This window comes from Kitasatospora sp. NPDC036934 (assembly GCF_055608425.1).
Genome location: NZ_JBVJQR010000006.1, coordinates 67150 through 89730, shown reverse-complemented (window position 1 = coordinate 89730; position 22581 = coordinate 67150). Strand labels below are relative to the sequence as shown.

20 protein-coding genes and 1 pseudogene are annotated in these 22581 nt (G+C 73.7%); 10 read left to right on the top strand and 11 right to left on the bottom strand.

Features of this window, described 5'->3' with window-relative positions; genetic code table 11:
- Window positions 1-154 precede the first annotated feature (154 nt).
- Entirely contained in the window at window positions 155-616 is a 462-nt protein-coding gene (locus ACZ7BZ_RS11050; RefSeq protein WP_470358104.1) for a hypothetical protein, read from the top strand.
- Window positions 617-640: 24 nt separating this feature from the next.
- Here the strand turns inward: ACZ7BZ_RS11050 and ACZ7BZ_RS11045 are convergent, their stop codons facing one another.
- Together ACZ7BZ_RS11045 and ACZ7BZ_RS11040 are read right to left on the bottom strand one after the other, a co-directional pair.
- Window positions 641-1060: a PIN domain-containing protein gene (locus ACZ7BZ_RS11045; protein WP_470358103.1), complete on the bottom strand. Its 420-nt coding sequence runs from the start codon at window positions 1058-1060 to the stop codon at window positions 641-643.
- Between the two features lie 11 nt (window positions 1061-1071).
- Window positions 1072-1341, bottom strand: a pseudogene (locus tag ACZ7BZ_RS11040) (HD domain-containing protein); the annotation flags it as partial.
- Between ACZ7BZ_RS11040 and ACZ7BZ_RS11035 the strand changes: the two are divergent.
- The gene (locus tag ACZ7BZ_RS11035; RefSeq protein WP_470358102.1) at window positions 1237-1617 is read left to right on the top strand and encodes a helix-turn-helix domain-containing protein; all 381 of its coding nucleotides are present in this window, start codon (window positions 1237-1239) and stop codon (window positions 1615-1617) included. The pseudogene ACZ7BZ_RS11040 and the gene ACZ7BZ_RS11035 sit on opposite strands and share 105 nt — an antisense overlap.
- Before the next feature lie 16 nt (window positions 1618-1633).
- Here ACZ7BZ_RS11035 and ACZ7BZ_RS11030 read toward each other — a convergent pair whose 3' ends face one another.
- Together ACZ7BZ_RS11030 and ACZ7BZ_RS11025 are read right to left on the bottom strand one after the other, a co-directional pair.
- Window positions 1634-2047, bottom strand: coding sequence for a PPOX class F420-dependent oxidoreductase (locus ACZ7BZ_RS11030; RefSeq protein ID WP_470358101.1), 414 nt, complete (start codon window positions 2045-2047; stop codon window positions 1634-1636).
- Window positions 2048-2111: 64 nt separating this feature from the next.
- Window positions 2112-3494, bottom strand: a complete 1383-nt coding sequence (locus ACZ7BZ_RS11025) for a D-alanyl-D-alanine carboxypeptidase family protein (RefSeq protein WP_470358100.1) — start codon at window positions 3492-3494, stop codon at window positions 2112-2114.
- A 161-nt stretch (window positions 3495-3655) separates the two neighbouring features.
- Between ACZ7BZ_RS11025 and ACZ7BZ_RS11020 the strand changes: the two genes are divergently transcribed.
- Window positions 3656-3853 (top strand): hypothetical protein, encoded by a 198-nt coding sequence (locus ACZ7BZ_RS11020; RefSeq protein WP_188304969.1) that lies wholly within the window; start codon window positions 3656-3658, stop codon window positions 3851-3853.
- A 22-nt stretch (window positions 3854-3875) separates the two neighbouring features.
- On the opposite strand, the gene ACZ7BZ_RS11015 is transcribed toward ACZ7BZ_RS11020, so the two are convergent.
- Window positions 3876-4637, bottom strand: coding sequence for a TetR/AcrR family transcriptional regulator (locus ACZ7BZ_RS11015; protein WP_380455086.1), 762 nt, complete (start codon window positions 4635-4637; stop codon window positions 3876-3878).
- A gap of 90 nt (window positions 4638-4727) precedes the next feature.
- Between ACZ7BZ_RS11015 and ACZ7BZ_RS11010 the strand changes: the two genes are divergently transcribed.
- The 3 genes from ACZ7BZ_RS11010 to ACZ7BZ_RS11000 all read left to right on the top strand — a co-directional run bounded on the left by ACZ7BZ_RS11010 (window position 4728) and on the right by ACZ7BZ_RS11000 (window position 10747).
- Window positions 4728-5582: a siderophore-interacting protein gene (locus tag ACZ7BZ_RS11010; RefSeq protein WP_470358099.1), complete on the top strand. Its 855-nt coding sequence runs from the start codon at window positions 4728-4730 to the stop codon at window positions 5580-5582.
- A gap of 517 nt (window positions 5583-6099) precedes the next feature.
- Complete coding sequence (locus ACZ7BZ_RS11005; RefSeq protein ID WP_380455089.1) at window positions 6100-9585, top strand: S8 family serine peptidase; 3486 nt, start codon at window positions 6100-6102, stop codon at window positions 9583-9585.
- Between the two features lie 193 nt (window positions 9586-9778).
- Window positions 9779-10747: an alpha/beta fold hydrolase gene (locus ACZ7BZ_RS11000; protein WP_470358098.1), complete on the top strand. Its 969-nt coding sequence runs from the start codon at window positions 9779-9781 to the stop codon at window positions 10745-10747.
- A gap of 22 nt (window positions 10748-10769) precedes the next feature.
- Here the strand turns inward: ACZ7BZ_RS11000 and ACZ7BZ_RS10995 are convergent, their stop codons facing one another.
- Together ACZ7BZ_RS10995 and ACZ7BZ_RS10990 are read right to left on the bottom strand one after the other, a co-directional pair.
- Window positions 10770-11507: a response regulator gene (locus tag ACZ7BZ_RS10995; RefSeq protein WP_470358097.1), complete on the bottom strand. Its 738-nt coding sequence runs from the start codon at window positions 11505-11507 to the stop codon at window positions 10770-10772.
- Window positions 11504-12664 carry a sensor histidine kinase gene (locus tag ACZ7BZ_RS10990; protein ID WP_470358096.1) on the bottom strand — a complete coding sequence of 387 codons (1161 nt, stop codon included), beginning with the start codon at window positions 12662-12664 and terminating at the stop codon, window positions 11504-11506. The genes ACZ7BZ_RS10995 and ACZ7BZ_RS10990 overlap by 4 nt, the downstream gene beginning before the upstream one ends.
- A 328-nt stretch (window positions 12665-12992) precedes the next feature.
- Between ACZ7BZ_RS10990 and ACZ7BZ_RS10985 the strand changes: the two genes are divergently transcribed.
- Window positions 12993-15206 (top strand): MMPL family transporter, encoded by a 2214-nt coding sequence (locus tag ACZ7BZ_RS10985; RefSeq protein WP_470358095.1) that lies wholly within the window; start codon window positions 12993-12995, stop codon window positions 15204-15206.
- A gap of 81 nt (window positions 15207-15287) precedes the next feature.
- Here the strand turns inward: ACZ7BZ_RS10985 and ACZ7BZ_RS10980 are convergent, their stop codons facing one another.
- The 3 genes from ACZ7BZ_RS10980 to ACZ7BZ_RS10970 form a co-directional block, all read right to left on the bottom strand.
- The gene (locus tag ACZ7BZ_RS10980) at window positions 15288-16730 is read right to left on the bottom strand and encodes a VWA domain-containing protein (RefSeq protein ID WP_470358094.1); all 1443 of its coding nucleotides are present in this window, start codon (window positions 16728-16730) and stop codon (window positions 15288-15290) included.
- Entirely contained in the window at window positions 16727-17617 is an 891-nt protein-coding gene (locus ACZ7BZ_RS10975) for an AAA family ATPase (protein WP_470358093.1), read from the bottom strand. The genes ACZ7BZ_RS10980 and ACZ7BZ_RS10975 overlap by 4 nt, the downstream gene beginning before the upstream one ends.
- Window positions 17618-17832: 215 nt before the next feature.
- Window positions 17833-18504, bottom strand: coding sequence for a Tat pathway signal sequence domain protein (locus tag ACZ7BZ_RS10970; protein WP_470358092.1), 672 nt, complete (start codon window positions 18502-18504; stop codon window positions 17833-17835).
- A 560-nt stretch (window positions 18505-19064) separates the two neighbouring features.
- On the opposite strand from ACZ7BZ_RS10970, the gene ACZ7BZ_RS10965 reads away from it, so the two are divergent.
- From ACZ7BZ_RS10965 to ACZ7BZ_RS10955, 3 genes are all read left to right on the top strand, one after another.
- The gene (locus tag ACZ7BZ_RS10965; protein ID WP_470358091.1) at window positions 19065-19817 is read left to right on the top strand and encodes a TetR/AcrR family transcriptional regulator; all 753 of its coding nucleotides are present in this window, start codon (window positions 19065-19067) and stop codon (window positions 19815-19817) included.
- Between the two features lie 139 nt (window positions 19818-19956).
- Window positions 19957-20613: a DUF6230 family protein gene (locus ACZ7BZ_RS10960; protein ID WP_380455105.1), complete on the top strand. Its 657-nt coding sequence runs from the start codon at window positions 19957-19959 to the stop codon at window positions 20611-20613.
- A 65-nt stretch (window positions 20614-20678) separates the two neighbouring features.
- On the top strand, window positions 20679-21209 hold the full coding sequence (locus ACZ7BZ_RS10955; RefSeq protein ID WP_470358270.1) for a DUF6114 domain-containing protein: 531 nt from the start codon (window positions 20679-20681) through the stop codon (window positions 21207-21209).
- A 126-nt stretch (window positions 21210-21335) separates the two neighbouring features.
- Here ACZ7BZ_RS10955 and ACZ7BZ_RS10950 read toward each other — a convergent pair whose 3' ends face one another.
- Window positions 21336-22424, bottom strand: coding sequence for an NAD(P)-dependent alcohol dehydrogenase (locus tag ACZ7BZ_RS10950; protein WP_470358090.1), 1089 nt, complete (start codon window positions 22422-22424; stop codon window positions 21336-21338).
- Between the last annotated feature and the right edge of the window lie 157 nt (window positions 22425-22581).

Here is a 22581-nt window from a genome sequence, read left to right as displayed (position 1 = left end):
GACGGCCGGAGCGATCGGTTCCCGCACCCCCCGGATTCCCGGAGCCGGTGCGCCGGGGCGGGCTGGATCACGGCGGTTGACGTTTCGGTGCGGCCCGTACGATCGATTCGTGTGCCGAAGACCGGCACGGAGGAATGAACACCATCGTGGGGGGATGACCATGAAGCGGACGAGGACGCGTGCACTGGCCGTGACGGCCGGGGTGCTGGGGGCATCGGTGGCACTGCTCGGCACGGCGTCGGCGCAGCCGACCGACGGGCCCGGCCCGGACACGCCGATCGGCGGGCCGGGGACGGGCCGGATCCTGCCGCCGACGCCGGACGAGGACACCATGTTCTCGATCCCGGACTGGATCGGGAACGGCGGCGCGGTGACGGCCTCGGCGATCGAGTCGCTGCCGATCTCCGTCACCGTCGGCTGCCAGGGCGGCGGTTCGGTGCAGGTGCACGTCGGCGGCCTGGCCCCGGCCGACTTCACCGTGCAGTGCCCGCTGGAGGCCGTCGGCGTCGGCTCCGTGGAGATCCCCGCCCGCCCGGGCCGGGACTTCCAGTTCACCGTGCACACCTCGGACCCGTCGATCCACTGGGGCATCAACGCCCTTCAGATCAGGCACTGAACCAGAGCCCGATCCGGGGCCGGATCAGGGCCGGACGCTCCGTGGGCCGGTCACGGCGGCGCCCAACGCGCCGACCCGGTCGCGCAGTTCGCGGTCCGCGGTGACGACCAGGCAGGCCCGCGCCGGATCCTCGGCGCGGGCCTCGCGCACAAGCTCCACGATCCGGTCGTCCCCGCTGCCGCTCGCCGACACCACCCGCACCTCGGGCAGCCCGCTCACGCCCCGGGCCGCGCCCTCGACCACCAGCACCACCTCCAGCGGCCCGGGCCGCTCCGGCACGCCGTGGGCGGCGACGGAGACCAGCGCGTCCCGCAGCCGCTCGGCGGCTCCCCGCCGATCGCGCCACCAGCCGTCCGGCACCGAGCCGACCACGTTCGCGCCGTCCACCACCAGCAGGGGCGGTCCGCTCTGCTCCAAGGACTCCATGGCCGCCAAGCCTGCCATGCCGAAGGCACTCACTCCGGCCAGTCGGAGCCCCGGATGACCTCCACGAAGTCGCCCCGCTCGAAGCCCGGCACGAAGTGCGCCAGCACATCGGCCTTGACGTTGCCGAAGGTGGTGTCCGGGCGGTGCCGGACGCCCTCGGTGAACGCGGCCAGGATGCGGTTGAGGCCGAGGTCGTGGAACGCCGCCCCGACGTACAGCAGCTCCGGGTCGTGCGCCAGGCCCTGTTCGGCGCCGCGCAGCGCCCCGAACAGGAACACCCGGCGGGAGTGGTCGAAGAGAGCAGCGAAGCCGAGTCCGCCACCGCCGCCCTCAGCACCCGCCACCTGACCCGGCTCTTCCAGGCCGAACTGCACACCACCCCCGCCCGCTGGGTGGAGCGGGTGCGCCCGGACCGTGCCCGGCAGCTGCCGCTGGACGGGTACGGCAGCACCGCCGCCGCCCGGCACAGCGGCCTGGGCAGCGACGAGACCCCGCGCCGCGCCATCGCCCGTCATCTGGGCACCACCCCCACCGCCCCCACCGAGTACCGGCGACGGTTCGGCAGCACCACCTGACGGACCCCGAGCGCCGTCAGTCCGCCAGGGTGATCCGGATGCCGACGGTGCCGTGCTCGCCGCGCCGCAGCCGGCTGCCGAGCAGGGTGAGTACGCCGAGCAGGCCGTACTTCTGACGGAGCAGGGTGCGGTAGGCGCCGGTGCGCTCGGGGGAGAGGAGCTCGGCGGTGGCCGGGTACTGCTCGCCGGTCGGCCGGCCCTTGACGTCGCAGGGGCCGACCAGGACGTCGGCGCGGTTGCGGATCCGCTTGACCTTCCAGGAGTCCGCGACGGTCCAGATGCCGAGGGCCTCGCCGTCGCGGACCACCCACACCGGGGTCGGCACCGGGGTGCCGTCCTTCTTGTAGGTGGTGACGAGCAGGTAGCTGCCGGAGGAGAGGCCGACGATCCGGGCGAGCCGGTCCGAGGCGGCGGGGTCGGGCGTGGTCATGGTCGGAAGTCTAGGCCCTGTCCGGTCAGGACCTACCGGGCCCCGACCCAGGCGACCCCGCAGGTCACTGCCGGTGGCCGGGGCGGGTGCCGCGCAGCAGGGCGCGGGCCCGGCGGGTGAGCCGGCGGGGGGTGCGGCCGCCGACGCCGGTGGCGCCGACGCGGGTGGCGCGGGCGTCGGTCGGGCCGTCGGTGGGTGTGGCGGGCGCGGCGGCGGCCGGGCGGGCGGTGGACGGTGCGGAGCGGCGGCGGGCGGCGGTGCGGGCGGTGCCCCAGACGGCCAGGGCTGTGGCGAGCACGGCGCCGGTCCACAGGGCGGGGGCCAGGCCGGAGCCGTCGCCGTCGAGGATGGGCGGGCGGGACCACGGCGGCAGCTCGGCGTCGGCCTGCGGGGCCCCGCCGCTCGGCGAGGTGCCGGAGCCGCCCGGGCTGCCGGCGCCGCCCGTGGTGTCCTTCGGAGCGCCGAGGTCATCGACCAGCTGCCCGACCGGCTGGACCTTGCCGGCGGCCGCGAAGCCCCAGTCGAGCAGGCTGGCGGCCTCGTCGTAGACCTTGCCCTGGGCCTCGGGGTGCATCACCGTCACCAGCAGGGTGCGGCCGCCGCGTTCGGCGGCGCCGGTGAAGGTGGCGCCGGCGTTGGTGGTGTAGCCGTTCTTGACGCCGATCAGGCCCGGGTACCTGCCGAGCAGCCGGTCGGTGTTGGCGATGTCGAAGGCGGTGCGTTGCCCGGTGGTCTTGTCCAGGCCGCCGGGGAAGCGCGCGGTGCGGGTGCCGCAGTAGGAGCGGAAGTCGGCGTTGCGCAGCCCGGCGCGGGCGAACAGGGTGAGGTCGTAGGCGGAGGAGACCTGGCCGTCCATGTCGTAGCCGTCGGGGGAGATCACCTTGGTGTCCTTGGCCTGGAGCGACTGGGCGCGGGCCTGCATCTCGCCGACGGTCTGCTGGACGCCGCCGTTCATGTGCGCCAGGACGTGCACGGCGTCGTTGCCGGAGCTGAGGAAGACGCCCCGCCAGAGGTCCTCGACCCGGTAGGGGAGGTTCTCCTTGACGCCGACCAGGCTGCTGCCGACGCCGAGGTTGGCGAGTTCGGCGGGGGTGACCTGGTGTTCCGCGCTGCGGTCGAACTTGGGCAGCACGGTGTCCGCGAACAGCATCTTCAGGGTGCTGGCCGGCGGCAGCGGCTGGTGGGCGTTGTGGGCGGCGAGCACCTCGCCGGTGCCGGCGTCGGCGACCAGCCAGGAGCGGCCGGTCAGTTCGGCGGGCAGGGCGGGCGCCCCGGCCAGCGGCGCGACCTGGACGGCCGGGCGGCCCAGCCGCTCCCCGCCGACGGCGGGGGCGGAGTCCTGGGCGAGGGCCGCCGGGGCCCCGGCGGCGAGCACCAGGGCGGAGGCGGCGGAGGCGGCCGCGACCCGGGCGGCGGACGGCGGTTTCTGCACATGCTTTGGCTGCACACGGCGAACGTACCGGCGGTGCCGCCGGGCCGCCGTGCCTGCTGCTCCGTCCGGATCCACCCGGCGGGCGGGGCGGCCGGCGTCCGGGTGCGACTTTGGTGGTCCGGGGTCGCGCCGAAAGTCGGTTGGGCGGGCGGCCGGGGGTTCCTAGGCTCGGGGGTATGAAGACCATGCTCGGCTACCTCGGTTTCGTGCTGATCCTGGGTGGCGGCTCCGGCCTGCTGGCCGACCGGCTCGGGGGTTTCCGGCTGTTCGGCTTCGTCCGCTTCCTGGTGCCGGACGGCCATGAGACCGCCGGGTACGCCGTTCTGCTGGTGCTCGGCGTCCTGCTGGCGATCCCGGCCGCCCGCCGGGGCTGACCCGGAAGGACGGCGCCGGGGATCAGGCGCCGGCCCGGGCCGCGACTCCGTCGAGCAGCACCGCCAGCCCGCTGCGGAAGGCCTCCCGCCCGCTCTCCTCGGGCGGGCCGCCGGCGGTGCTCTGCAGGGCGGTGAGCAGCGGGTAGCGCCGGGGGAAGTCGGGGGCCAGCTCGGCGAGTCGGGCGGAGCGGGTGGTCCACCACTCCTCGTCCGCGACGCCGGTGGCGGCGGCCGCGCCGCGGGCGTCGGCGGTGGTGGCGGCCGTGCCGCGGACGAACTGCCAGAGCGCGGCGACCGCGCCGCGGAGCCGTCCCGGGGCCAGTGCGGCCGGCTGCAGGGCGGCCAGCAGGTGCTCCATCGCGGCGAGTTCGGCCGGTCCGAGGACGGGCCGGGCCTGCGAGACCTGGAGCACCCAGGGGTGGCGCAGGTAGCAGTCGTACAACTCCTCGGCCCAGGCGGTGACGGCGGCCCGCCAGCCGTCCGTCGGCGGTGGCCCGGAGGGGAGTTCGGCGAGCACCCGGTCGTGCATCAGGTCGAGCAGTTCGGCCTTGCCCGGCACATAGGTGTAGAGCGCCATCGCGGTGCGGCCGAGTCGTTCGCCCACGGCGCGCATGGACAGGGCGGCCATCCCCTCGGCGTCGGCCACCGCGATTCCGGCGGACACGATCGCGTCCACACTCAGGCCCGGTTTCGGGCCACTGCGCCCGGTGCGCGGTTCATCGGGTCGGCCCCACAGCAGGGCGAGCGAGCGGTGGGCGTCTCCCTGCCCGGCGTAGACGGTCATCCAGGCATCTCCTTATGGCGTAAAGTATCGTCGTGCCAGCAACTCTTTATGCCGTAAGTTATCAGGTTCACGCATCGAAGGGGTTTCGCGATGACACTGCCCGTCACCTTCGTCGAGGTCGTAGCGGTGGAGCGGATCACGCCGCGCACCGCCCGGGTCGTCTTCGAGGCGGAGGCCCTGGCCGACGCCGTGGGCGACACGCCTGACCAGCAGCTCAAGCTCTGCTTCCCGCGCCCCGGACAGCGCGAGCCGCTGCTGCCCGCCGGGCAGGACGACCCGATGGGCTGGTACCAGGCCTACCTGGCGATCCCCGAGGCCGAGCGCCCGGTGCTGCGCAGCTTCACCCTGCGCCGTCGGCACCCCGGAACCCGGCGGATCGAGGTCGACTTCGTGCTGCACGGCGACACCGGCCCGGCCGCCGCCTGGGCGCTGCGCGCCGCGCCGGGGGACCGGCTCGGCCTGGTCGGCCCCTCCGCGCTGTACGCCCCGCCGGTGCCGCTCACCGAGGCCGCGACGGCGGCCGACTGGGTGCTGCTGGCCGGCGACGAGACCGCGCTGCCGGCCATCGCGACCCTGCTGGAGGCGCTGCCCGCCGGGGTGCGGGCGTACGCCTGGATCGAGGTGGCGGACCGGGCGGAGCGTCAGGAGCTTCCGACCCGGGCCGACCTGGCGGTGGAGTGGCTGTACCGCGACGGCGCTGCCCCGGGCGCCCCGCTGACCAGGGCGTTCCGGGACGCCGCGCTGCCGGGCGGGCGGCCCTTCGCCTGGCTGGCCGGGGAGGCGGGGGCGGTACGGGCGATGCGCCGGTGCCTGGTCGAGGAGCGGGGGGTGCCGAAGGAGTCCATCGACTTCACCGGCTACTGGCGCCACCGGCTGACCCAGGACGACGCCCCGACGGCGGAGGACCTGGCGGACGCCCGGGAGCGGCTGGCGGCCTCCTCCTGAACCGGCGCCTCCTGGACCGGCGGCCGTGAACCGGCGGCCGTGAACCGGTGCCCCTGAACCGGCTTTCCCGAGCCGGCGTTCCGGAAAGCGGCCGGGGAGCGGATGAACTCCCCGGCCGCCCGGTCGGTGTAGCGGGCCGGTTGCTGTTTCGATCGCGATCGACGGGGAAGGAAGGGTCGCGATGTCGACAAGTTGGCAGCAGGTGGCGGTGTTCCGCCTGTGGCCAGTGTTCGCCACCGGAAATTTTTGCAGGTGGATCGGTCAGTTCTAACCGTTCTCTGACCGGCTCTGATCGGTGAAAAAGGGGCGGACTCGGCCGGATTCATACTGTGTATTTTACTTTCCGATGGTCATTTTTACTTTCTGATGGGGTTTTGGCCCCTTGTCGTGGTCGTGGCGGATGCGCTGGAATGCGTCCGCTGTCGGGACGCGCGGTCCGGAGCAACCAAGCGTCCCATCAGGATCCCGGTACGCTCGGCCGTGCAACCTGACGTCGCATCAGACGAAAGGATGTCCATTGATCGGCTGGCGCAAGACCCAGCTAGCAGCCGCCGTCACCGTCACCGCCGCGTCCATGGTCCTGAGCCTCGGGACCATCGCGAGCGCAGCCCCGACCCAGGATCCGCAGAACGCCCAGGCGGCGTCCTCGGACGGGTCGCCGGCACCGGTGATCGTGATCCTGAAGGACCAGATAGCGGACGCCCCGGCCGACCACGGTCACCTGGGCGCCCGTCAGCAGAAGACCGCCAGCGCGCAGAAGCCGCTGCTGGACAAGGTCAAGGCCAGCGGCGGCACCGACGTCAAGAGCTTCGTGGTCGGCAACGCCTTCTCCGCCACGGTCAGCCCGGCCGAGCGCGCGGCGCTGCAGGCCGACCCGGCGGTCGCCGCCGTGGTCGCGGACACCCAGGTGCAGGTAGCCCCGGTCGCCGGCACCACCGCGAAGAAGGCGGACGCCGCGGCTTCGACGTCCGGCAAGTCCGCCGACGCCTCGAAGGCCGTTACGGGCAGCAACGGTCAGGCTCAGGAGAACGCGACCAACACGGTCTGCCCCTCCGACCCGTCCAAGCCGCTGCTGGAGCCCGAGGGCCTCTACTCGGTCCACGCCTACAGCGGCAACGGCAAGCCCGGCGTCGAGAACCTGGCCACCGGCAAGGGTGTCAAGGTCGCCTACATCGCGGACGCGCTCGACCCGAACAACCCGGACTTCATCCGGGCCGACGGTTCGCACGCCGTGGTCGACTACCAGGACTTCTCGGGTGAGGGCTGGAACACGCCGAGCGGTGGCGCCGAGGCCTTCGGCGACGCCTCGGCGGTCATCGCCCAGGGCCGTCAGACCTACGACGTCTCGCAGTGGGTCAACGCCTCGCACCCGCTGCCGGCCGGCTGCAACATCCAGATCCGCGGCCTCGCCCCGGACGCCGACCTGGTCGCCCTGAAGGCCGGCGGCGAGATGATGTCCAACTCGTCGATCCTGCAGTCCATCGACTACGCGGTGCGGGTCGCCCACGTGGACGTGCTGAACGAGTCCTTCGGCGGCAACGTCACCCCGGACAGCGGCGCCCACGACACCATCGCGCTCTTCAACGAGCAGGCCGTCAAGGCCGGTGTCACCGTCTCCGTCTCCACCGGTGACGCGGGCCTCAGCGGCACCATCGGCACCCCGGCCACCGACCCGTACGTGATCTCGGTCGGCGCGTCGACGGACAACCAGAACTACCAGCAGACCGGTTACGCGGCCTCCAAGTTCTCCAACGGGACCTGGAACGACAGCCGGATCTCCGCGCTCTCCTCGGGTGGCTTCACCCAGGCCGGCCGGACCCTCGACCTGGTCGCGCCGGGCGAGTCGGACTGGGCGCTGTGCACCGCCGACACCTCCAAGTTCGCGGACTGCACCAACTTCAACGGCAAGCCCACGAACATCCAGTCGTTCGGTGGCACCAGCCAGGCCGCCCCGTTCGTCACCGGCGCCGCGGCCCTGGTCATCCAGGCCTACCGCGACACCCACGGCGGCGACTCGCCGTCCCCGGCGCTGGTGAAGAAGTTCATCACCGGCACCGCCACCGACCTCGGCGTCCCCGCCGAGGAGCAGGGCGCCGGTCTGCTGAACGTCCGGGCCGCCGTCGAGGCCGCCCGCGGCTACGACGACGGCGACGGCACCGACGGTGCCCGCACCGTCGTGGTGAACACCGGCCAGGTGAGCATCCAGGGTGCCCCCGGCTCGACCCACACCACCGACGTCTCCGTCACCAACACCAGTGACGAGCCCCAGTCGGTCAGCGCCACCACCCGCAGCTTCGTGCCGCAGGCGAACAACCAGCAGACCGTCAAGCTGGACTCGTCCGCGACCGACACCTTCAAGTACGCCACCAACGGTGCCACCTGGGTTCAGAAGCAGGTCAAGTTCACCGTTCCGGCCGGTGCCGACCGCCTCGCGGCGTCGATCGCCTGGCACGGCGGCCCGAACCCGGTGACCAACGGCCCCGTGGTCCGCATGACGCTGCTCGACCCGTCGGGCCGCTTCGAGACCAACACCCGTCCGCAGGGCGGCGCCACCCCGGCCAACTACGGCCTGGTCGACGTCCCGCACCCGACGGCCGGCGAGTGGACCGCGGTCCTCTACACCCCGGCGGGCAAGGCCGGTTACACCGGTGACGTCCAGCTCGGCACCTCCACCCAGCGCGCGGTTCCGGCCGGCGCGGTGAGCCCGAACACCACCGACCTGCAGCCGGGTGAGACCAAGACCCTCAAGGTCCAGCTCACCACCCCGGCGACCAGCGGTGACAGCAGCGAGGCCGTCGTGGTCTCCAGCTCGAACGGCAACACCACCAGCGTTCCGGTCGTGCTGCGCAGCCTCGTCCCGGTCAAGGACGGCAAGGGCACCTTCACCGGCACCATCACCGGTGGCAACGGCCGCGGCTCCTCGCCGACGCAGATGTTCGCCTACGGCTTCGACGTCCCGAAGGGCCAGAAGGACCTGCGGGTCGGCGTCACCGTCGCCAAGGACGCGAACCTGTTCATGCAGGGCGCCCTGATCAGCCCGAACGGCACCCCGATCGACATCGAGGGCAACGCGCTGTTCGACGCCCAGGGCAACGTGACGGGCTCCGCCAACGGCGTCTCGGCCACCACGGTCAACCCGGCCGAGGGCCACTGGCGCTTCGTCCTGAACGTGCTCGGCCCGGTCAGCGGCCAGGAGCTCGCGCAGGACTTCGCCGGCACCATCGCGTTCAACCAGGACCAGGCCACCGCGGCCGGTCTGCCGAACGACGCGAAGACCAAGCTGGCGGCCGGCAAGCCGGTCACCGTCAACGTGAACTACACCAACAACACGGCCGCCACCCAGTCGATCGCGGCCGACGGCCGCCTCGACAAGCGTGTCGACCTGCCGCTGGTGCCGCAGGGTGCCTCGGCCAGCGTCAACCTGCCGCTGAGCCTCACCTCCTCGGTGCCGAGCTTCCTGGTGCCCCCGGGCACCGACCAGCTCAAGGCCGTGGCGGCGTCCTCGACGCCGGCGCAGATCGAGCTGAGCGCCACCACCGCCTCGCCGGACCTCTTCGGTGACCTGAAGAAGGCCCAGGACGGCTCGACCATCTCGGTCGTCACCTCCAAGGGCACCGCCGAGCAGCCGATCGTCCCGGGCGGCTGGAGCTCCTTCGTCCAGCAGATCGGTCCGTTCGGCACCGGTGGTGCGCCGAAGGGCACCTCCACCATCACCGCCAGCGCGCACACCCTGGCGTTCGACCCGGCGCTGACCTCCAGCACCGGTGACCCGTACGCCTCCGCGGTCGACGCCAAGGCCGCGGCCGCCGCCCCGGTGACCGTCGCCCCCGGCGCCACCGGCTCGCTGCAGGTGACCGTCACCCCGACCGGCCCGAAGGGCAGCACGGTCAAGGGTGTGCTCTACCTGGTGTCCGGCCCGACCTTCGTGCCGACCGCCAACAACAGCCTCGGCACCACCGGTTCGGTGCTCGCGGCGATCCCCTACAGCTACACGGTGAACTGACGCTCAACCAGTTCAGCGCGTACGCCTGAGGCCGAGGCCGTCCCGGAGTTCCGGGGCGGCCTCGGCCGCGTCGCGCCGCGGTGGCTCGCCGGTCGAACTCGCCGGTGGAACTCGCCGGGGTTGCAAGACCGTTGATCGGGCAGGAGGGTCGCAGGGGCCGTCGGGGCCCCACGGACCGGATCGGGAGCAGGAGTTGAACGAGGCCATCAAGCACAGTCACGTCGAGGTGAACGGCGTCCGGCTGCACCTCGCGGAACAGGGCGAGGGGCCGCTGGTCCTGCTGCTGCACGGCTTCCCGGAGAGCTGGTACTCCTGGCGGCACCAGTTCGCGCCGCTCGCCGAGGCCGGGTACCGGGCGGTCGCCGTCGACCAGCGCGGGTACGCCCGCAGCGCGCAGCCGGACGCGGTGGACGCCTACACCCTGCTGCACCTGGTCGGCGACGTCACCGCGCTGATCGGCGCGCTCGGCGAGGAACGCGCCGTGGTGGTCGGCCACGACTGGGGCGCGCCGGTCGCCTGGGCCACCGCCACGCTGCGGCCGGACCTGGTCCGCGGGGTCGCCGGGCTGAGCGTGCCGCCGCTGCCGTTGGGCGGGCCGCCGCCGCTGCAGGGCTTCCGGGAGAACTTCGGCGAGGGCTTCTACGTCAACTACTTCCAGGAGCCCGGCCGCGCAGACGCCGAACTGGCCGCCGACGTCAAGTCCAGCCTGCGCCGCATCCTGTGCGGCACCCAGCCCGACGGCAAGCCGCGCCCGTGGATCGTCCCCGAGGGCAAGACGCTGCTGGAGACCGTCCCGGAGCCCGAGCGGCTGCCGGACTGGCTCACCGAGGCGGACCTCGACGCCTTCGCGGCCGACTACACCCCGCACGGCGGGCGGGCCTTCACCGGTGGGCTCAACTGGTACCGCAACATGGACCGCAACGCCGAACTGCTGGCCGCCTTCACCGGGGTGACGGTCGAGGTGCCGGCCCTGTACATCGCCGGCGAGCAGGACCTGGTCAACGCGATGGTGCCGCCGGAGGCCCTGGCCCACCTGCTCGACCGGCTGCCCAAGCTCCACCGGCACCTCCGGCTGCCGGACACCGGGCACTGGACCCAGCAGGAGCGACCGGCCGAGGTGACCGGGGCGCTGCTGGACTTCCTCAAGAGCCTGGAGAGCTGACCCGCCTCGGGAACCGGCCCGGTCACCCGCTCGTACGGGCGGTGACCAGGCCGGACTCGTAGGCGGCGATCACCGCCTGGGCGCGGTCCCGGACGTCGAGCTTGCCGAAGATGCTGGTGATGTAGTTCTTCACGGTGGACTGGCTGATCTCCAGGGCCAGTGAGATCGCCGCGTTGTCGAGACCGGTGGCGATCAGCCGCCACACCTCGACCTCCCGGGGCGTGAGTTCGCCGGTGCCGGTGCCGGTGCCGGTGCCCGCGGAGGGTGACCGCGGGTCGGCGGCGACGGGCGCCCGGACGTAGGCCGAGATCAGCCGGGTCAGCAGCCGTGGGGCGACCACCGCCTCCCCGGCGTGCACGGTACGGATCGCCGAGCCCAGCTCCTCCGGGGAGACGTCCTTGGGAAGGAACCCGTGGGCACCGGCGCGCAGCGCGGCCACCACGTACTCGTCCATGTCGAAGGTGCTGAGCGCCAGCACCCGGCAGCCGGGCAGGAGACGGGCCAGCTCCGCCGTCGCGCCGACGCCGTCCAGGACGGGCATCCGGATGTCCATCACCACGACGTCCGGGCGCAGCCGCAGGGCGGCGGCGACGGCCTGCTCGCCGTCCCCGGCCTCGCCGACCACCGCGAGGGACGGGTCGGGGGAGAGGATCAGGGACAGGCCGCGGCGGACCAGCGGCTGGTCGTCCACGATGAGCACCCTGATCGCGTGGGCGCCGGGGGTGTCGGTGGCGGGGGTGGCGTCGGTCGGGCCGGTCATCGGACCGCCTGCCCGTGCTGGACGGCAGCCTCAGCCGCCTCGGCGGTGGTCAGCGGCAGTTCGGCCGTCACGGCGAAGCCGCCGCCGGGCCGCGGGCCGGCCTCCAGGGTGCCGCCGTGCAGGGCGACCCGCTCGCGCATGCCGAGCAGGCCGTACCCGGCCCGGCCCGCGCCCGGCCCGCCCTCCGGCGGAGGCGCGCCGCCGCCGTCGTCCCGCACCTCGACGGTGACCTTGTCCGGGTGGTACGCCAGCCGGACGGACGCCCGGGCGGGGCCGGCGTACTTGCGGGCGTTGGTGAGGCCCTCCTGGACGATCCGGAACACCGTCAGGCCGAGGGTCGGCGGCAGCGGGCGCAGGGGCCCGTCGACGGTCAACTCGGTCGGCAGCCCGGCCAGGCAGGACTCGCCCACCAGCCGGTCCAGCTCCTCCGCCCCCGGCTGGGGCAGCGGCAGGGCGGCGTCCGGTTCGTCCCCGGCCCGCAGCACGTTCAGCAGCTGCCGCATCTCGCGCAGCGCAAGCCGCCCCGAGGACTCCAGGGTGACCAGGGCGTCCCGGACCACCTCGGGACTGCCGAGATTGGCGCGGGCGCCGCCCGCCATCAGCTGCATCGTGGTGATGTGGTGGGCCACGATGTCGTGCAACTCCCGGGCGATTCGGCGGCGTTCCTCGGCCACCGCGCGGTCCGCCAGCAGCCGGCGGTTGGCGGCCACCTCGCGCCGCCAGCGGGCCACCGCCAGGCCGGCCGAACCCACCAGGGCGGCGGAGAAGGGGTCGGCGAGGAGCTCCTGCCAGAGCGGGACCTCGAAGCGGCTCTGGCTCAGCGTGGTGGTCACCCCGGTCACCACCATGGCGGCCACCGTGACCGGGACGCCGCGGCTCACCGCGACCGAGTACAGGGCGACGATCAGCACGGCGCCGAAGTGCGGGCCGACCGGGGCGGCCAGGTCGGCCGCGGCCTGGAACACCAGGACGACGGCCAGCGCCGGCACCGGGCGGCTGCGCCGGGCCAGCAGCGGCAGGGCGGAGAGCACGACGAGGGCGAAGCCCGGCACGGTCAGGACGCGGCTGTCGCTCACCGGGTCGAGGAGCAGGTAGCCGAGCAGGTCCAGGATGCAGGCAACGACGGCCACCAGGGCGTCCGCGCGGGTCCACGGCATACCGGCCGTCCGGTCCCTCCACGGCCTGCGGGTACCCTCGTCCACCCCGGGGCGCTGACGCCCGTTCATCTGGTTCCTCCCGGCCGATCAGCGCTGACGCCCCCATTCTGGCATCGGCCCGCCGGCCCGGACGTGGTCCCCGAGGCCGAGGAGGGCGGCCAGGGACCAGGACCACGGTCCCGGTCCCGGCCCTGGCGGGGGAGCGCGGGCCCCCGCGCGGATCCTCCGCTGCCCGGACGCCCCGGCACCCCCGTGGCTGATGGTCTTGGACCGGGCCGGGAACCGCCGGCGCAGAGGCCGACGTTCGCGTCCACCGACCGGAGGAACAGTGATCCGCGCACTGACCGGATTCTCCACCCGACACGCATGGAAGGTCATCGCCCTGTGGGCGGTGCTGGGCATGGGGCTGAGCGTCCTGAGTCCGATGCTGATGTCCCGGGTGACCCAGTCCCAGAGCGGGGAGTTCCTGCCCCGCAGCTACGACTCGGCCGCCGCGCTGCGGATCGCCGAGGAGGAGTTCGGCGTCAAGCCGGACGCCACCACCGTCACCGTGCTGGTCGCCCGGACCGACGGCAAGGCGCTCACCGCCGGTGACCAGCAGCAGATCGAGGCCGGCGCCGCCGGGCTCGCCGAACACCGGGTCACCATGCCCCGGCGGGAGGACGAGCCGGCCTTCCTGGTCACCGACCACTCCCAGACGCCCCGGATCGCCCCCGCCACGGTGGCACCCGACCGGACCTTCGAACTGCTCACCGTCGAACTGACCGGCAACGCCTCGGACGAGGGAGTGCAGGGCGTCTACCGGGCCTTCCGGGACGAGGCCCGCGCCCGGTTCACCGGGATCGGCATGCGCACCGGCTTCACCGGCGGCCTGGCCCAGCTCTCCGACACCACCGAGGCCAACCGCGGCGCCGCCACGCTCGGCAGCGCCCTGCTCACCGCGCTGATCGTGCTGCTCAACGTGCTGGTGTTCCGCAGCGTGCTGGCCGCCCTGCTGCCGCTGCTCGCGGTCGCCGTGATCGGCGGCGCCGCCGCCGGCGCGGTGGCCGGGGCCGCCGCCCTCACCGGCCTCAAGCTGGACGCCTCCACCCCCGGCCTGATCTCCGTCGTCCTGCTCGGGATCGGCGTCGACTACCTGCTGTTCCTGCTCTTCCGGTTCCGCGAGCAACTGCGCGCCCGGCCCGAGCAGCCCGCCCGGGCCGCCGCCGCCGAGGTGGCCGGCCGGGTCGGCACCGCGATCACCTCCGCCGCGCTGACCATCGTCGCCGCCTTCGCCACCCTGGGCGTCGCGAGCTTCGGCCAGTTCCGCTCGCTCGGCCCGGCCATCGCCGTCGCCGTGCTGGTCATGCTGCTGGGCAGCCTCACCCTGATGCCCGCGCTGCTCGCCGCCTGCGGCCGCGGGATCTTCTGGCCCTCCCGCAGCCTGCGGCAGGTGCCGCGCCCGGGCGTCGCCGCCCGCTTCGGTGAACTCGTCGCCCGCCGGCCGCTGGCACTGCTGCTCGCCTCCGTCGGCCTGCTCGGCGCGCTGGCCGCCGGCAGCGTCGGGCTCCGGATGGACTACAGCCAGGCCGACGACACCACCACGGCGGCCGCGGCCACCGCCGCGGAGATCTCCCGAGCCCTGCCGGCCGGCGTCTCCGACCCGACAACCGTCTACCTCGTCGCCCAGGACGGCGGCACCCTCGACACCGGCCGCTTCGACGGCCTCGCCCGCGTCCTGACCGGGGTCGAGGGCGTCGGCCAGGTCGGCCGGACCGTCCTCGCCGACAACCACCGCGCCGCCCGGATCGACCTCTACCTCGACGCCGACCCGCAGAGCCAGCGCGCCCGCGACCTGGCCTCCGGCCCGGTCCGCGCCGCGGTGGCCGCCCACACCCCGGCCGGGACCACCGGCCACGTCGGCGGCACGGCGGCGGTCTTCGCCGACATCTCCACCGCCGTCGACCGCGACCTCACCGTGGTCTTCCCGGTCGCGGCCGCCCTGATCGCCCTGATCCTGTTGCTGCTCCTGCGCAGCCTGCTCGCCCCGATCGCCCTGCTGCTCTCCGTCGGCCTCGGGTTCGCCGCCACCCTCGGCGCCGCCACCCTGCTGTTCCAGCACGGGCTGGACCGGCCCGGCGTCTCCTTCACCCTCCCGCTGGTGCTGTTCCTGTTCGTGGTCGCCCTCGGCACCGACTACAACATCCTGATCACCGACCGGATCCGGGAGGAGATGCACCGCCCCGGCTCGGCCCGGACCGCCGTGGCCCGCGCCGTCCGGCACACCACTCCGGCCATCGCCACCGCGGGCCTGGTGCTGGCCGGCTCCTTCGCGACGCTGGCCACCACCCCGGGCAGCGAGCAGGTCGCCTTCTCGCTGACCCTGGGCATCCTGCTCTCCGCGCTGGTCCTCTCCCTGGTCACCGTCCCGGCCCTGGCCGCCCTCCTCGGCCGCACCCTCTGGTGGCCCCTGCGGCCCACCCCGGTCGCGGCGCCGTCGGCCACCGACCGCCCGCCGGTCGCGGCGCCCCGCCCGGCGCCGGACCACCTCGGCGTCCGCTGACGCCCCGGAGGTCGTACCCGGGGGCGGCTGTGGCGCCCCCGGGTTCCGGGCTGCCCGGCGCCCGGCAGGATCCGCCGGACCCTAGACCGGCAGCAGGCGGGTGATCAGCTCGGCGAGGCGGCGGGCGTTGCGGCAGGAGTGCATGTCGACGACGTCGGCGTAGGCCTGGGCGGCGGAGTCGCCGGTGGTCCAGAGGTCGGGGGGTTCGGGGTTGAGCCAGAAGACCCGGCGAGCCCGGGCGGCGATCCGGCGCAGGGCTCCGGTGTTGGGGTCGCGGTGGTTGTTGCGGGCGTCGCCGAGGACGAGCACGCAGGTGCGGGGGCCGACGGCGTCCAGGTGGTGGTCGGCGAACTCGCCGAGGGCGGAGCCGTAGTCGCTGTTGCCGTGGTAGCCCGTCACCTTGGCCTCGGTGAGGATGCGGGCGGCGAGGCGGGCCGGGTCGTCCTGGCCGCGCCGCAGCAGGTCGGTGACCTCGGCGGTGCGGTTGACGAAGGCGAACACCCGCACCTTGCTGAACTGTTCGCCCATCGCCTGGACCAGCAGCATGGTGAAGTCGGCGAAGCCCGCCACCGAGCCGGACACGTCGCACAGCAGCACCAGTTCGGGCCGGGCCGGGCGGCGCAGCCGGTACGCCGGGCGCAGCGGCACCCCGCCGGTGGTGAGCGAACGGCGCAGGGTGCGGCGCAGGTCGATCTGCCCGCGGGCGGCGCGGCGGCGGCGGGCGGCCAGCCGGGTGGCGAGTTTGCGGGCCAGCGGGTGGACGGTGCGGCGCAGTTCGGCGAGCTGCTCGCGGCCGGCGTACAGGAAGTCGACCCGGTCGGCGGTGGGGGCGACGGCGCGCTCGGCGATCCGTCCGGCGCCGCGCAGTTCGGCGACCCGGCGGCGGGCCTCGCCGGTGACCAGGGCGCGGAAGTCCCGGATGCGGCGGCGGATCTCGTCGGTGAGGACGCGGTCGGCGAGGTCGCGGTCGGAGGGGCCGTCCGTGCCCTGGTCCCGCAGGGCGGCGAGGATCCGGGCGAGCAGGGTCTCGGGGGCGAGCCGGCCGAGCGCCTGGTGGGCGGACCAGCCGTCCGAGCCGGGGGTGCTGCCGGTGCCGTACCGGCCGAAGGCCTCGACCACCTCGCCGGCCAGCCGGGCCTGGGCGGCCCGGTCGTCGGCGGCCAGGGCGGCGGCGAGGCGCTCGCGCAGCTGTTCGCGCAGTGGGTCGGGGCGGCCGAAGCGCGGCGGTTCGGGGTCGTCGGGCAGCGGCGGCGCGGAGCTTCGCAGGGCCTCGGGGGTGCCGACGCCGAGCGGGAAGAACAGGTCGAAGGCGGCATCGAAGACGACCCGCTGGCCGTCCGAGCGCAGTAGGGCGGCGGCCAGGCCGGCCCGCATCTGCTCGCGGTCGGTGAAGCCGAGGACGTCGAGCACGGCGGCGGCGTCCACCGTCTCGGACGGGCCGATCCGCAGGCCGTGCCCGCGCAGGGCGCGGACCAGGCCGGTGAGTCGGGCGGCGGTGTCGGTGGCCGCCGGGGCCGGGGTCACGCGAGGGTGAGCTTCTGGGCGGCCTTCCGGATGTCGTCCTGGTGCTTGAGGATCACCCCGAGGGTGTCCTGGACGACCGCGTCGGTCAGGGTGTCCGAGCCGAGCGCCAGCAGGGTACGGGCCCAGTCGATGGTCTCGGCGACGGACGGTGCCTTGCGCAGTTCCATCGCGCGCAGCGCGCCGACCACCCGGACCAGTGAGGCGGCCAGGGTGTCGTCCAGGCCGGGCACCTTGAGCCGGACGATGCGGCGCTCCAACTCGGCGTCCGGGTAGTCGAGGTGCAGGAAGAGGCAGCGGCGGCGCAGCGCCTCGGAGAGTTCCCGCGTGGCGTTGGAGGTGAGCAGGACGAAGGGGCGGCGGCTGGCGATGATGGTGCCGAGCTCGGGGACGGTCACCTGGAAGTCGCTGAGCACCTCCAGCAGCAGCGCCTCCACCTCGACGTCGGCCTTGTCCATCTCGTCGATCAGCAGCACGGTGGGCTCCTCGCCGCGGATGGCGGTGAGCAGCGGGCGGGTGAGCAGGAACTCCTCGCCGAAGATGTCGCCGCGGGCCTGGTCCCAGCCCTCGTCGCGGCCGGCGGTGATCCGCAGCAACTGCTTGGCGTGGTTCCACTCGTACAGCGCCCGGGCCTCGTCGATGCCCTCGTAGCACTGCAACCGCACCAGTCGGGCCGCGCCCAGTTCGGCGACGGCCTTGGCGAGTTCGGTCTTGCCGACCCCGGCGGGGCCCTCGACCAGCAGCGGCTTGCCGAGCCGGTCGGCGAGGAAGACGGTGGTGGCGACGGCGGTGGAGGCGAGGTAGCCGGTGGCGGCGAGCCGTTCGGCGGTGTCCGCCACCGAGGTGAAGAATCCCGTGCCGTCGCCGTTCCCGCTGCTGCCGCTGGCCATCTGCCCCGCCCCGTTCCGGTTCGCCGTGCCCGTGCCCGTGCCCGTGCCCGAGGCCCGGGGATCGCTCCCGCGGGCCCGTTCCGCCGGGCCCGCGCGGCGCCACCCTACCGGCCGGTCACTTGCTTGTCCCGGGGGATCGGCCGGCGCGGTGGAGCGGCGTACGGAGGGCAGCCGCCCTCCGTACGCCGCTCGCGTGGATCGGCCGGACCGGGGCGTCAGTTGACGTACAGGACCGGGCTGCCGGCGGCCGAGGTGTCGGTGACCGGGCCGTAGCTGGCGCTGAAGTAGCCGGTGGAGAAGCACAGGCCCGGACCGGAGACCAGGTTGGCGGCCTGGTTGGAGAAGGTGATGCTGTTGTTGCTGTTCGAGGTGGAACCGGTGATGCCGCTGGGGCTCTGGTAGACGCAGTTCACGGTGCCCAGGAGGGTGTTGAGGACCACCGTGATGCCCACCGGGCCGGCACTGGTGCCGTTGAGCGAGACGTTGGTGCCGGAGCCCGAGGTGACGGTGTTGGTGTACGGCAGGCTGGTGGCGGTGACGCTCTGCACGCTCATGACGCCGAAGACGCTGGAGGTGCAGGAGTCGAAGGACTGGCTGTTGAGCTGCTCGGTCGCGCTGCCGGGGGCGGCCGGGTTGGACGTCACGGTCGCGGAGAACGAGGAGGTGGCACAGCTGACCCCGTTGGTGCTGCCGGGGCCGTCGGTGAAGGTGGCGGCGGTGCCGGAGGCCAGGTCGGCGACCAGGGTGTCGCCGACGGCGATGGCCGGGCCGGACGCGCTGCCCTGGGTCAGAACGGCGGCGGCACTGGCCTGGGCCGGTGCGACCGCGGCGCCGGTGAGGGCGACGGCGGCGAGGGATGCGGCTGCGAAGGTGCGACGGATGCGCATGAGGGCGCCTCTCTCCGTCCGGAGGGACGGGTGGGGGAATCCCCGTGTGCCGGTGTGGTGGCGTGCACGACGGGGGCGGTGCATGGCGTACCGGGAGCCCCGCCGGACCGTGGGTGCGGGCGGGCCCGGCGCCACGGGCCCGCTCGTGCGGTACGGCGGTGTTCGTGCTGCGGTGCTGCGGTGTAACGGTGCTGCGGCGTAACAGTGCAGCGGTGTGGTGCATGGTGGTGGTGCGTGGTACGTCGTGCGTGGTACATCGTGCGAGGGGCCCGTACGGCGGTGCCGGTACGGCAGTTGGGTACCCGGCGGGGCCGGAGGGTGCGGTTCGGTGCCCGGTGGCACGGTGCGAGCCGTGCGGACGTGCGGTGGTGCGGGTGCACGGGCGGCTGCCACCGCCGCGGACCCGGATCCGCCCTGGTCCGGTGGCCCGGGCGGCTCGCCCGGGGCCGTCGGAGCCCCTGGTATCCACCGGTGCTGGCCTGCGCACGACCGGTTGGAAACCTGGCAGTGTTGTAAACCCGGCGTTCCGTCAATGTCAATACAGGACACAGGAGTTGGTGATGGATACCAAACACCTTCGGAGTGTCGACGTGGTCCTGCTGCCAGGCGCCCGGACCGGCCGGGATCCGGCCAGGTCGATCAAGCCGGGTCCGCGCCGGCTGCCCGCCGGAGTGGTCGCCGCGACCCAGCGCGAGCGGCTGCTGGACGCGTTGGTCCGGACGGTGGCCGAACGCGGCTACCGGCACGCGACGGTGAGCGACATCTGCCGCGCGGCGGGCGTGACCAGGCCGGTCTTCTACGAGCTGTTCAGCGGCAAGGAGGACGCCTTCCTGGCCGCGTACCGGTACGGGACGGGCGTGGTGCTCCGGCGGATGGCGGCGGTCTTCGCGGCCGAATCCGATTGGTGCACCGGGATCCGGAAGGCGCTCGGGGCGATGCTCCAACTCCTCGCAGGGACACCGTCCTTCGCGACCATGGCGGTGATCGAGATCGAGGCGGTCGGCCCGGCCGGGCGTCGTGAGCGGGACCAACTCCTCACCCGGTTCCGCGCGTTCTTCGCCGAGGTGCCCCAACTGCCGTGCGGGGTAGGGGTGCAGGACATGACCGACGCGGTGGTGGGCGGCGTCTACAGTGCGGTGTACCGCCGGATCTCCTCCGGGTGCAGTGATCAACTGACTGAACTGCTACCGGTGTTGAGCATGTTCTGCCTCGCGCCGTTCCTGGGGCCGGCCGAGGCGGCCCGGCGGCTCGGGTCGAGGATTGGTGAAGATCCTTCGTGCACCTGTATTGACCCGGCGAATACCGGGCAGTAGCTTCCCAGTTACTCCACGCGCTCCGACCCGGATCCGCCCCGCTGCCGAGGGGCGGACGGCCGGTCGGAGCGCGGAACGCTGTCCGCGCCAGGGCAACGTGCCAGTGCCTGCACACCCAATCCATCCACAGGGAGCACACATGGCCATGTCCGAGGAAGCCGCCGCCGCGGCGGAAACCCCGCAGACGCCGACCGGGACCAGAAGAGGACGGGTCCGGATGAAGCGTTCCGCCCTGATGGCCGTACCGGCCATCGCGGTCGGGGGCATCCTGATGACCCTCACCGCCCAGGGCGTGCTCGCCGCGCAGTTCTCCATCTCCGGCATGCCGTTCACCATCACCGCCGACAAGCTCGACGGCGACGGCTTCGCCCAGTTCGGCTCGCTCGACCACATGATCCCCGGCAGCCCCAACCAGGGCCACACCGGCGGTCAGGTGCTGGTGGCGGTGTCGGCGATCAAGACCGCCGAGATCACCAACCTGTGCCAGAGCGTCGACCTCGGCGGCGTCAACCTGGTCATCCACGCGGGCGACCAGGGCACCCCGGTCGCCGCCTCCGACCTCACCACGGACTCCGATCTGCTGTCCGGCGACGCGGAGTTCAAGAACATCGAGATCGGCGGCGACGCCAGCACCTACACCAAGGCCGGCCCGGTCGGGGTGGGTGGCCGGGGCGTCTTCGGCCAGCAGGCCGACCACGTCACGCTGACCCACCTCAACCAGCACAACTACGCGAGCACCGCCGTCGGGTTCAAACTGCCCAACCTGCGGCTGAGCTTCAGCTCCAAGGGCTGCTGAACATGACGGAGTCCGTACCGGAGCAGGCCGGGACCGGCGAGGGCGCCACCGCGCGGACCGAGGAGGTGACGGCCGAGGGGACGGCCGCCGCCCCCGCCGCGGCGGCCGCCTCCGTCGCCGGCCCCGCCGCCGCTCCCGACGGAGCCGCCGCGACCGCCGCGCCCGCGAGCCCCGCGGGACCGGCCAAACGCGACTGGCGGGGCAAACGGCCGTTCTGGGGCGGGCTGCTGGTGACGCTCGGCGGTGCCGAGATCCTGTTCACCCTGTGGGCCCCGCTGCCCCTCCTGCTGCACATCTCGCTGGTCGGCCTGGCAGGCTACCTGGTGCCGTCGGTGATGGTGCTGTGCGGCCTGCTGATCCTGTTCAACCCGACCCAGCGGCTGTTCTACTCCATCCTCGCCGTGCTCGCCTCGCTGGGCAGCTGGGTGACCTCCAACCTGGGCGGCTTCCTGATCGGGATGCTGCTCGGGATCGTGGGCGCCTGTCTGACCTTCGGGTGGCTGCCCGACCAGCCGCTGCGCCGTGGGCGGCAGCGGCGGGAGGACCGGCGCGCCGAGCGCCGGGCCGGGGCCGGGGCCAAGACGGCCGGAGTCTGAGGGCAGGGGCCGAGGACAGCGGGTCCGCGGGAGTCACCGGCGACGCCCCGTGCAACCGGTGGTGGGAGAGCACCGGGTGCGCGGGGCGTTCCGCCTGCCTGCCGTCGGAGGTTCCGCGGGTCGGCGTCAGATGGTCGAGGCGTCGATCACGAACCGGAACCGGACGTCGCCGTCCAGCACCCGCCGGTACGCCTCGTTGATCTGGTCGGCCCGGATCAGCTCGATCTCGGCGGTGATGCCGTGCTCGCCGCAGAAGTCCAGCATCTCCTGGGTCTCCGGCAGCCCGCCGATCGCCGAACCGGCCAGTGAGCGGCGCCCGATGGCCAGCGGGAACGGGTGCAGCGACACCGGCTTCTCCGGCACGCCCACCTGCACCATGGTGCCGTCGACGCGCAGCAGACCGATGTAGGCGGTCAGATCGAGGTCGGCGGAGACCGTGTTGACGATCAGGTCGAAGCTGCCCGCCAGCTCCTCGAAGGTCGCCGGGTCGGAGGTCGCCCGGTAGTGGTCCGCGCCGAGCCGCAGGCCGTCCTCGCGCTTGCGCGGCGACTGGCTGAGCACGGTGACCTCCGCGCCCATCGCGTGGGCCAGCTGCACGCCCATGTGGCCGAGCCCGCCCAGGCCCACGATCGCGACCTTCTTGCCCGGGCCGGCGCCCCAGTGCGTCAGCGGCGAGTACAGCGTGATGCCCGCGCAGAGCAGCGGTGCGGCGGCGTCCAGCGGCAGCGCGTCCGGGATGCGCAGCGCGTACGCCTCGTCGACCACCAGCTCCGCGGCGTAGCCGCCGTAGGTCGGCCGGCCGTCCTTGCCGGTGGCGTTGTAGGTGAAGACCATGCCGCCCTCGCCGGTGCAGTACTGCTGGAGCCCGGCCCGGCAGTTGTCGCACTCGCGGCAGGAGTCGACGAAGCAGCCGACCCCGACCCGGTCGCCGACCCGCCACCGGGTGACGGCCGGGCCGACCTCGCTCACCACGCCCGCGATCTCGTGGCCCGGGACCATCGGGAAGATGCCGTCGCCCCAGTCCTCGCCGACCTGGTGGATGTCGGAGTGGCAGATGCCGGAGTAGTGGACGTCGATCACGATGTCGTGCTCGCCGACGGCCCGGGTGGTGACGGTGGTCTTCGCCAGCGGGGCCTTGGGCCGTTGGGCGGCGTAGGCGGCGACGGTGCGGGTGGCGGTGGTCTGCGTGGTGCTCTGCGTCGTCTCGTTCGTCATGCCCACCAGGCTGCTGCGGGGCGGCTGGCCCAACCAGATCCGGGCTCGTCGTACGAAGGCGGAGCGTACGAGCCCCGGGCGTAGGGAAACGGGACGTACGACCGCCCAACCTACGCACGGCAGTATCACCCTCGCCCGCCCCCGGGCCGCCCACCCC

Excerpts from the sequence above, each read along its gene's own strand:
- ACZ7BZ_RS11030 (WP_470358101.1), bottom strand. The coding sequence starts at position 2,047 with ATGACCACGCCCGACCCCGCCGCCTCGGACCGGCTCGCCCGGATCGTC.
- ACZ7BZ_RS10990 (WP_470358096.1), bottom strand. The coding sequence starts at position 12,664 with ATGCCGTGGACCCGCGCGGACGCCCTGGTGGCCGTCGTTGCCTGCATC.
- ACZ7BZ_RS11045 (WP_470358103.1), bottom strand. The coding sequence starts at position 1,060 with ATGGCAGGCTTGGCGGCCATGGAGTCCTTGGAGCAGAGCGGACCGCCC.
- ACZ7BZ_RS10995 (WP_470358097.1), bottom strand. The coding sequence starts at position 11,507 with ATGACCGGCCCGACCGACGCCACCCCCGCCACCGACACCCCCGGCGCC.
- ACZ7BZ_RS10975 (WP_470358093.1), bottom strand. The coding sequence starts at position 17,617 with ATGGCCAGCGGCAGCAGCGGGAACGGCGACGGCACGGGATTCTTCACC.
- ACZ7BZ_RS10965 (WP_470358091.1), top strand. The coding sequence starts at position 19,065 with ATGGATACCAAACACCTTCGGAGTGTCGACGTGGTCCTGCTGCCAGGC.
- ACZ7BZ_RS11010 (WP_470358099.1), top strand. The coding sequence starts at position 4,728 with ATGACACTGCCCGTCACCTTCGTCGAGGTCGTAGCGGTGGAGCGGATC.
- ACZ7BZ_RS10950 (WP_470358090.1), bottom strand. The coding sequence starts at position 22,424 with ATGACGAACGAGACGACGCAGAGCACCACGCAGACCACCGCCACCCGC.
- ACZ7BZ_RS11015 (WP_380455086.1), bottom strand. The coding sequence starts at position 4,637 with ATGACCGTCTACGCCGGGCAGGGAGACGCCCACCGCTCGCTCGCCCTG.
- ACZ7BZ_RS10970 (WP_470358092.1), bottom strand. The coding sequence starts at position 18,504 with ATGCGCATCCGTCGCACCTTCGCAGCCGCATCCCTCGCCGCCGTCGCC.
- ACZ7BZ_RS11020 (WP_188304969.1), top strand. The coding sequence starts at position 3,656 with ATGAAGACCATGCTCGGCTACCTCGGTTTCGTGCTGATCCTGGGTGGC.
- ACZ7BZ_RS10960 (WP_380455105.1), top strand. The coding sequence starts at position 19,957 with ATGGCCATGTCCGAGGAAGCCGCCGCCGCGGCGGAAACCCCGCAGACG.
- ACZ7BZ_RS11050 (WP_470358104.1), top strand. The coding sequence starts at position 155 with ATGACCATGAAGCGGACGAGGACGCGTGCACTGGCCGTGACGGCCGGG.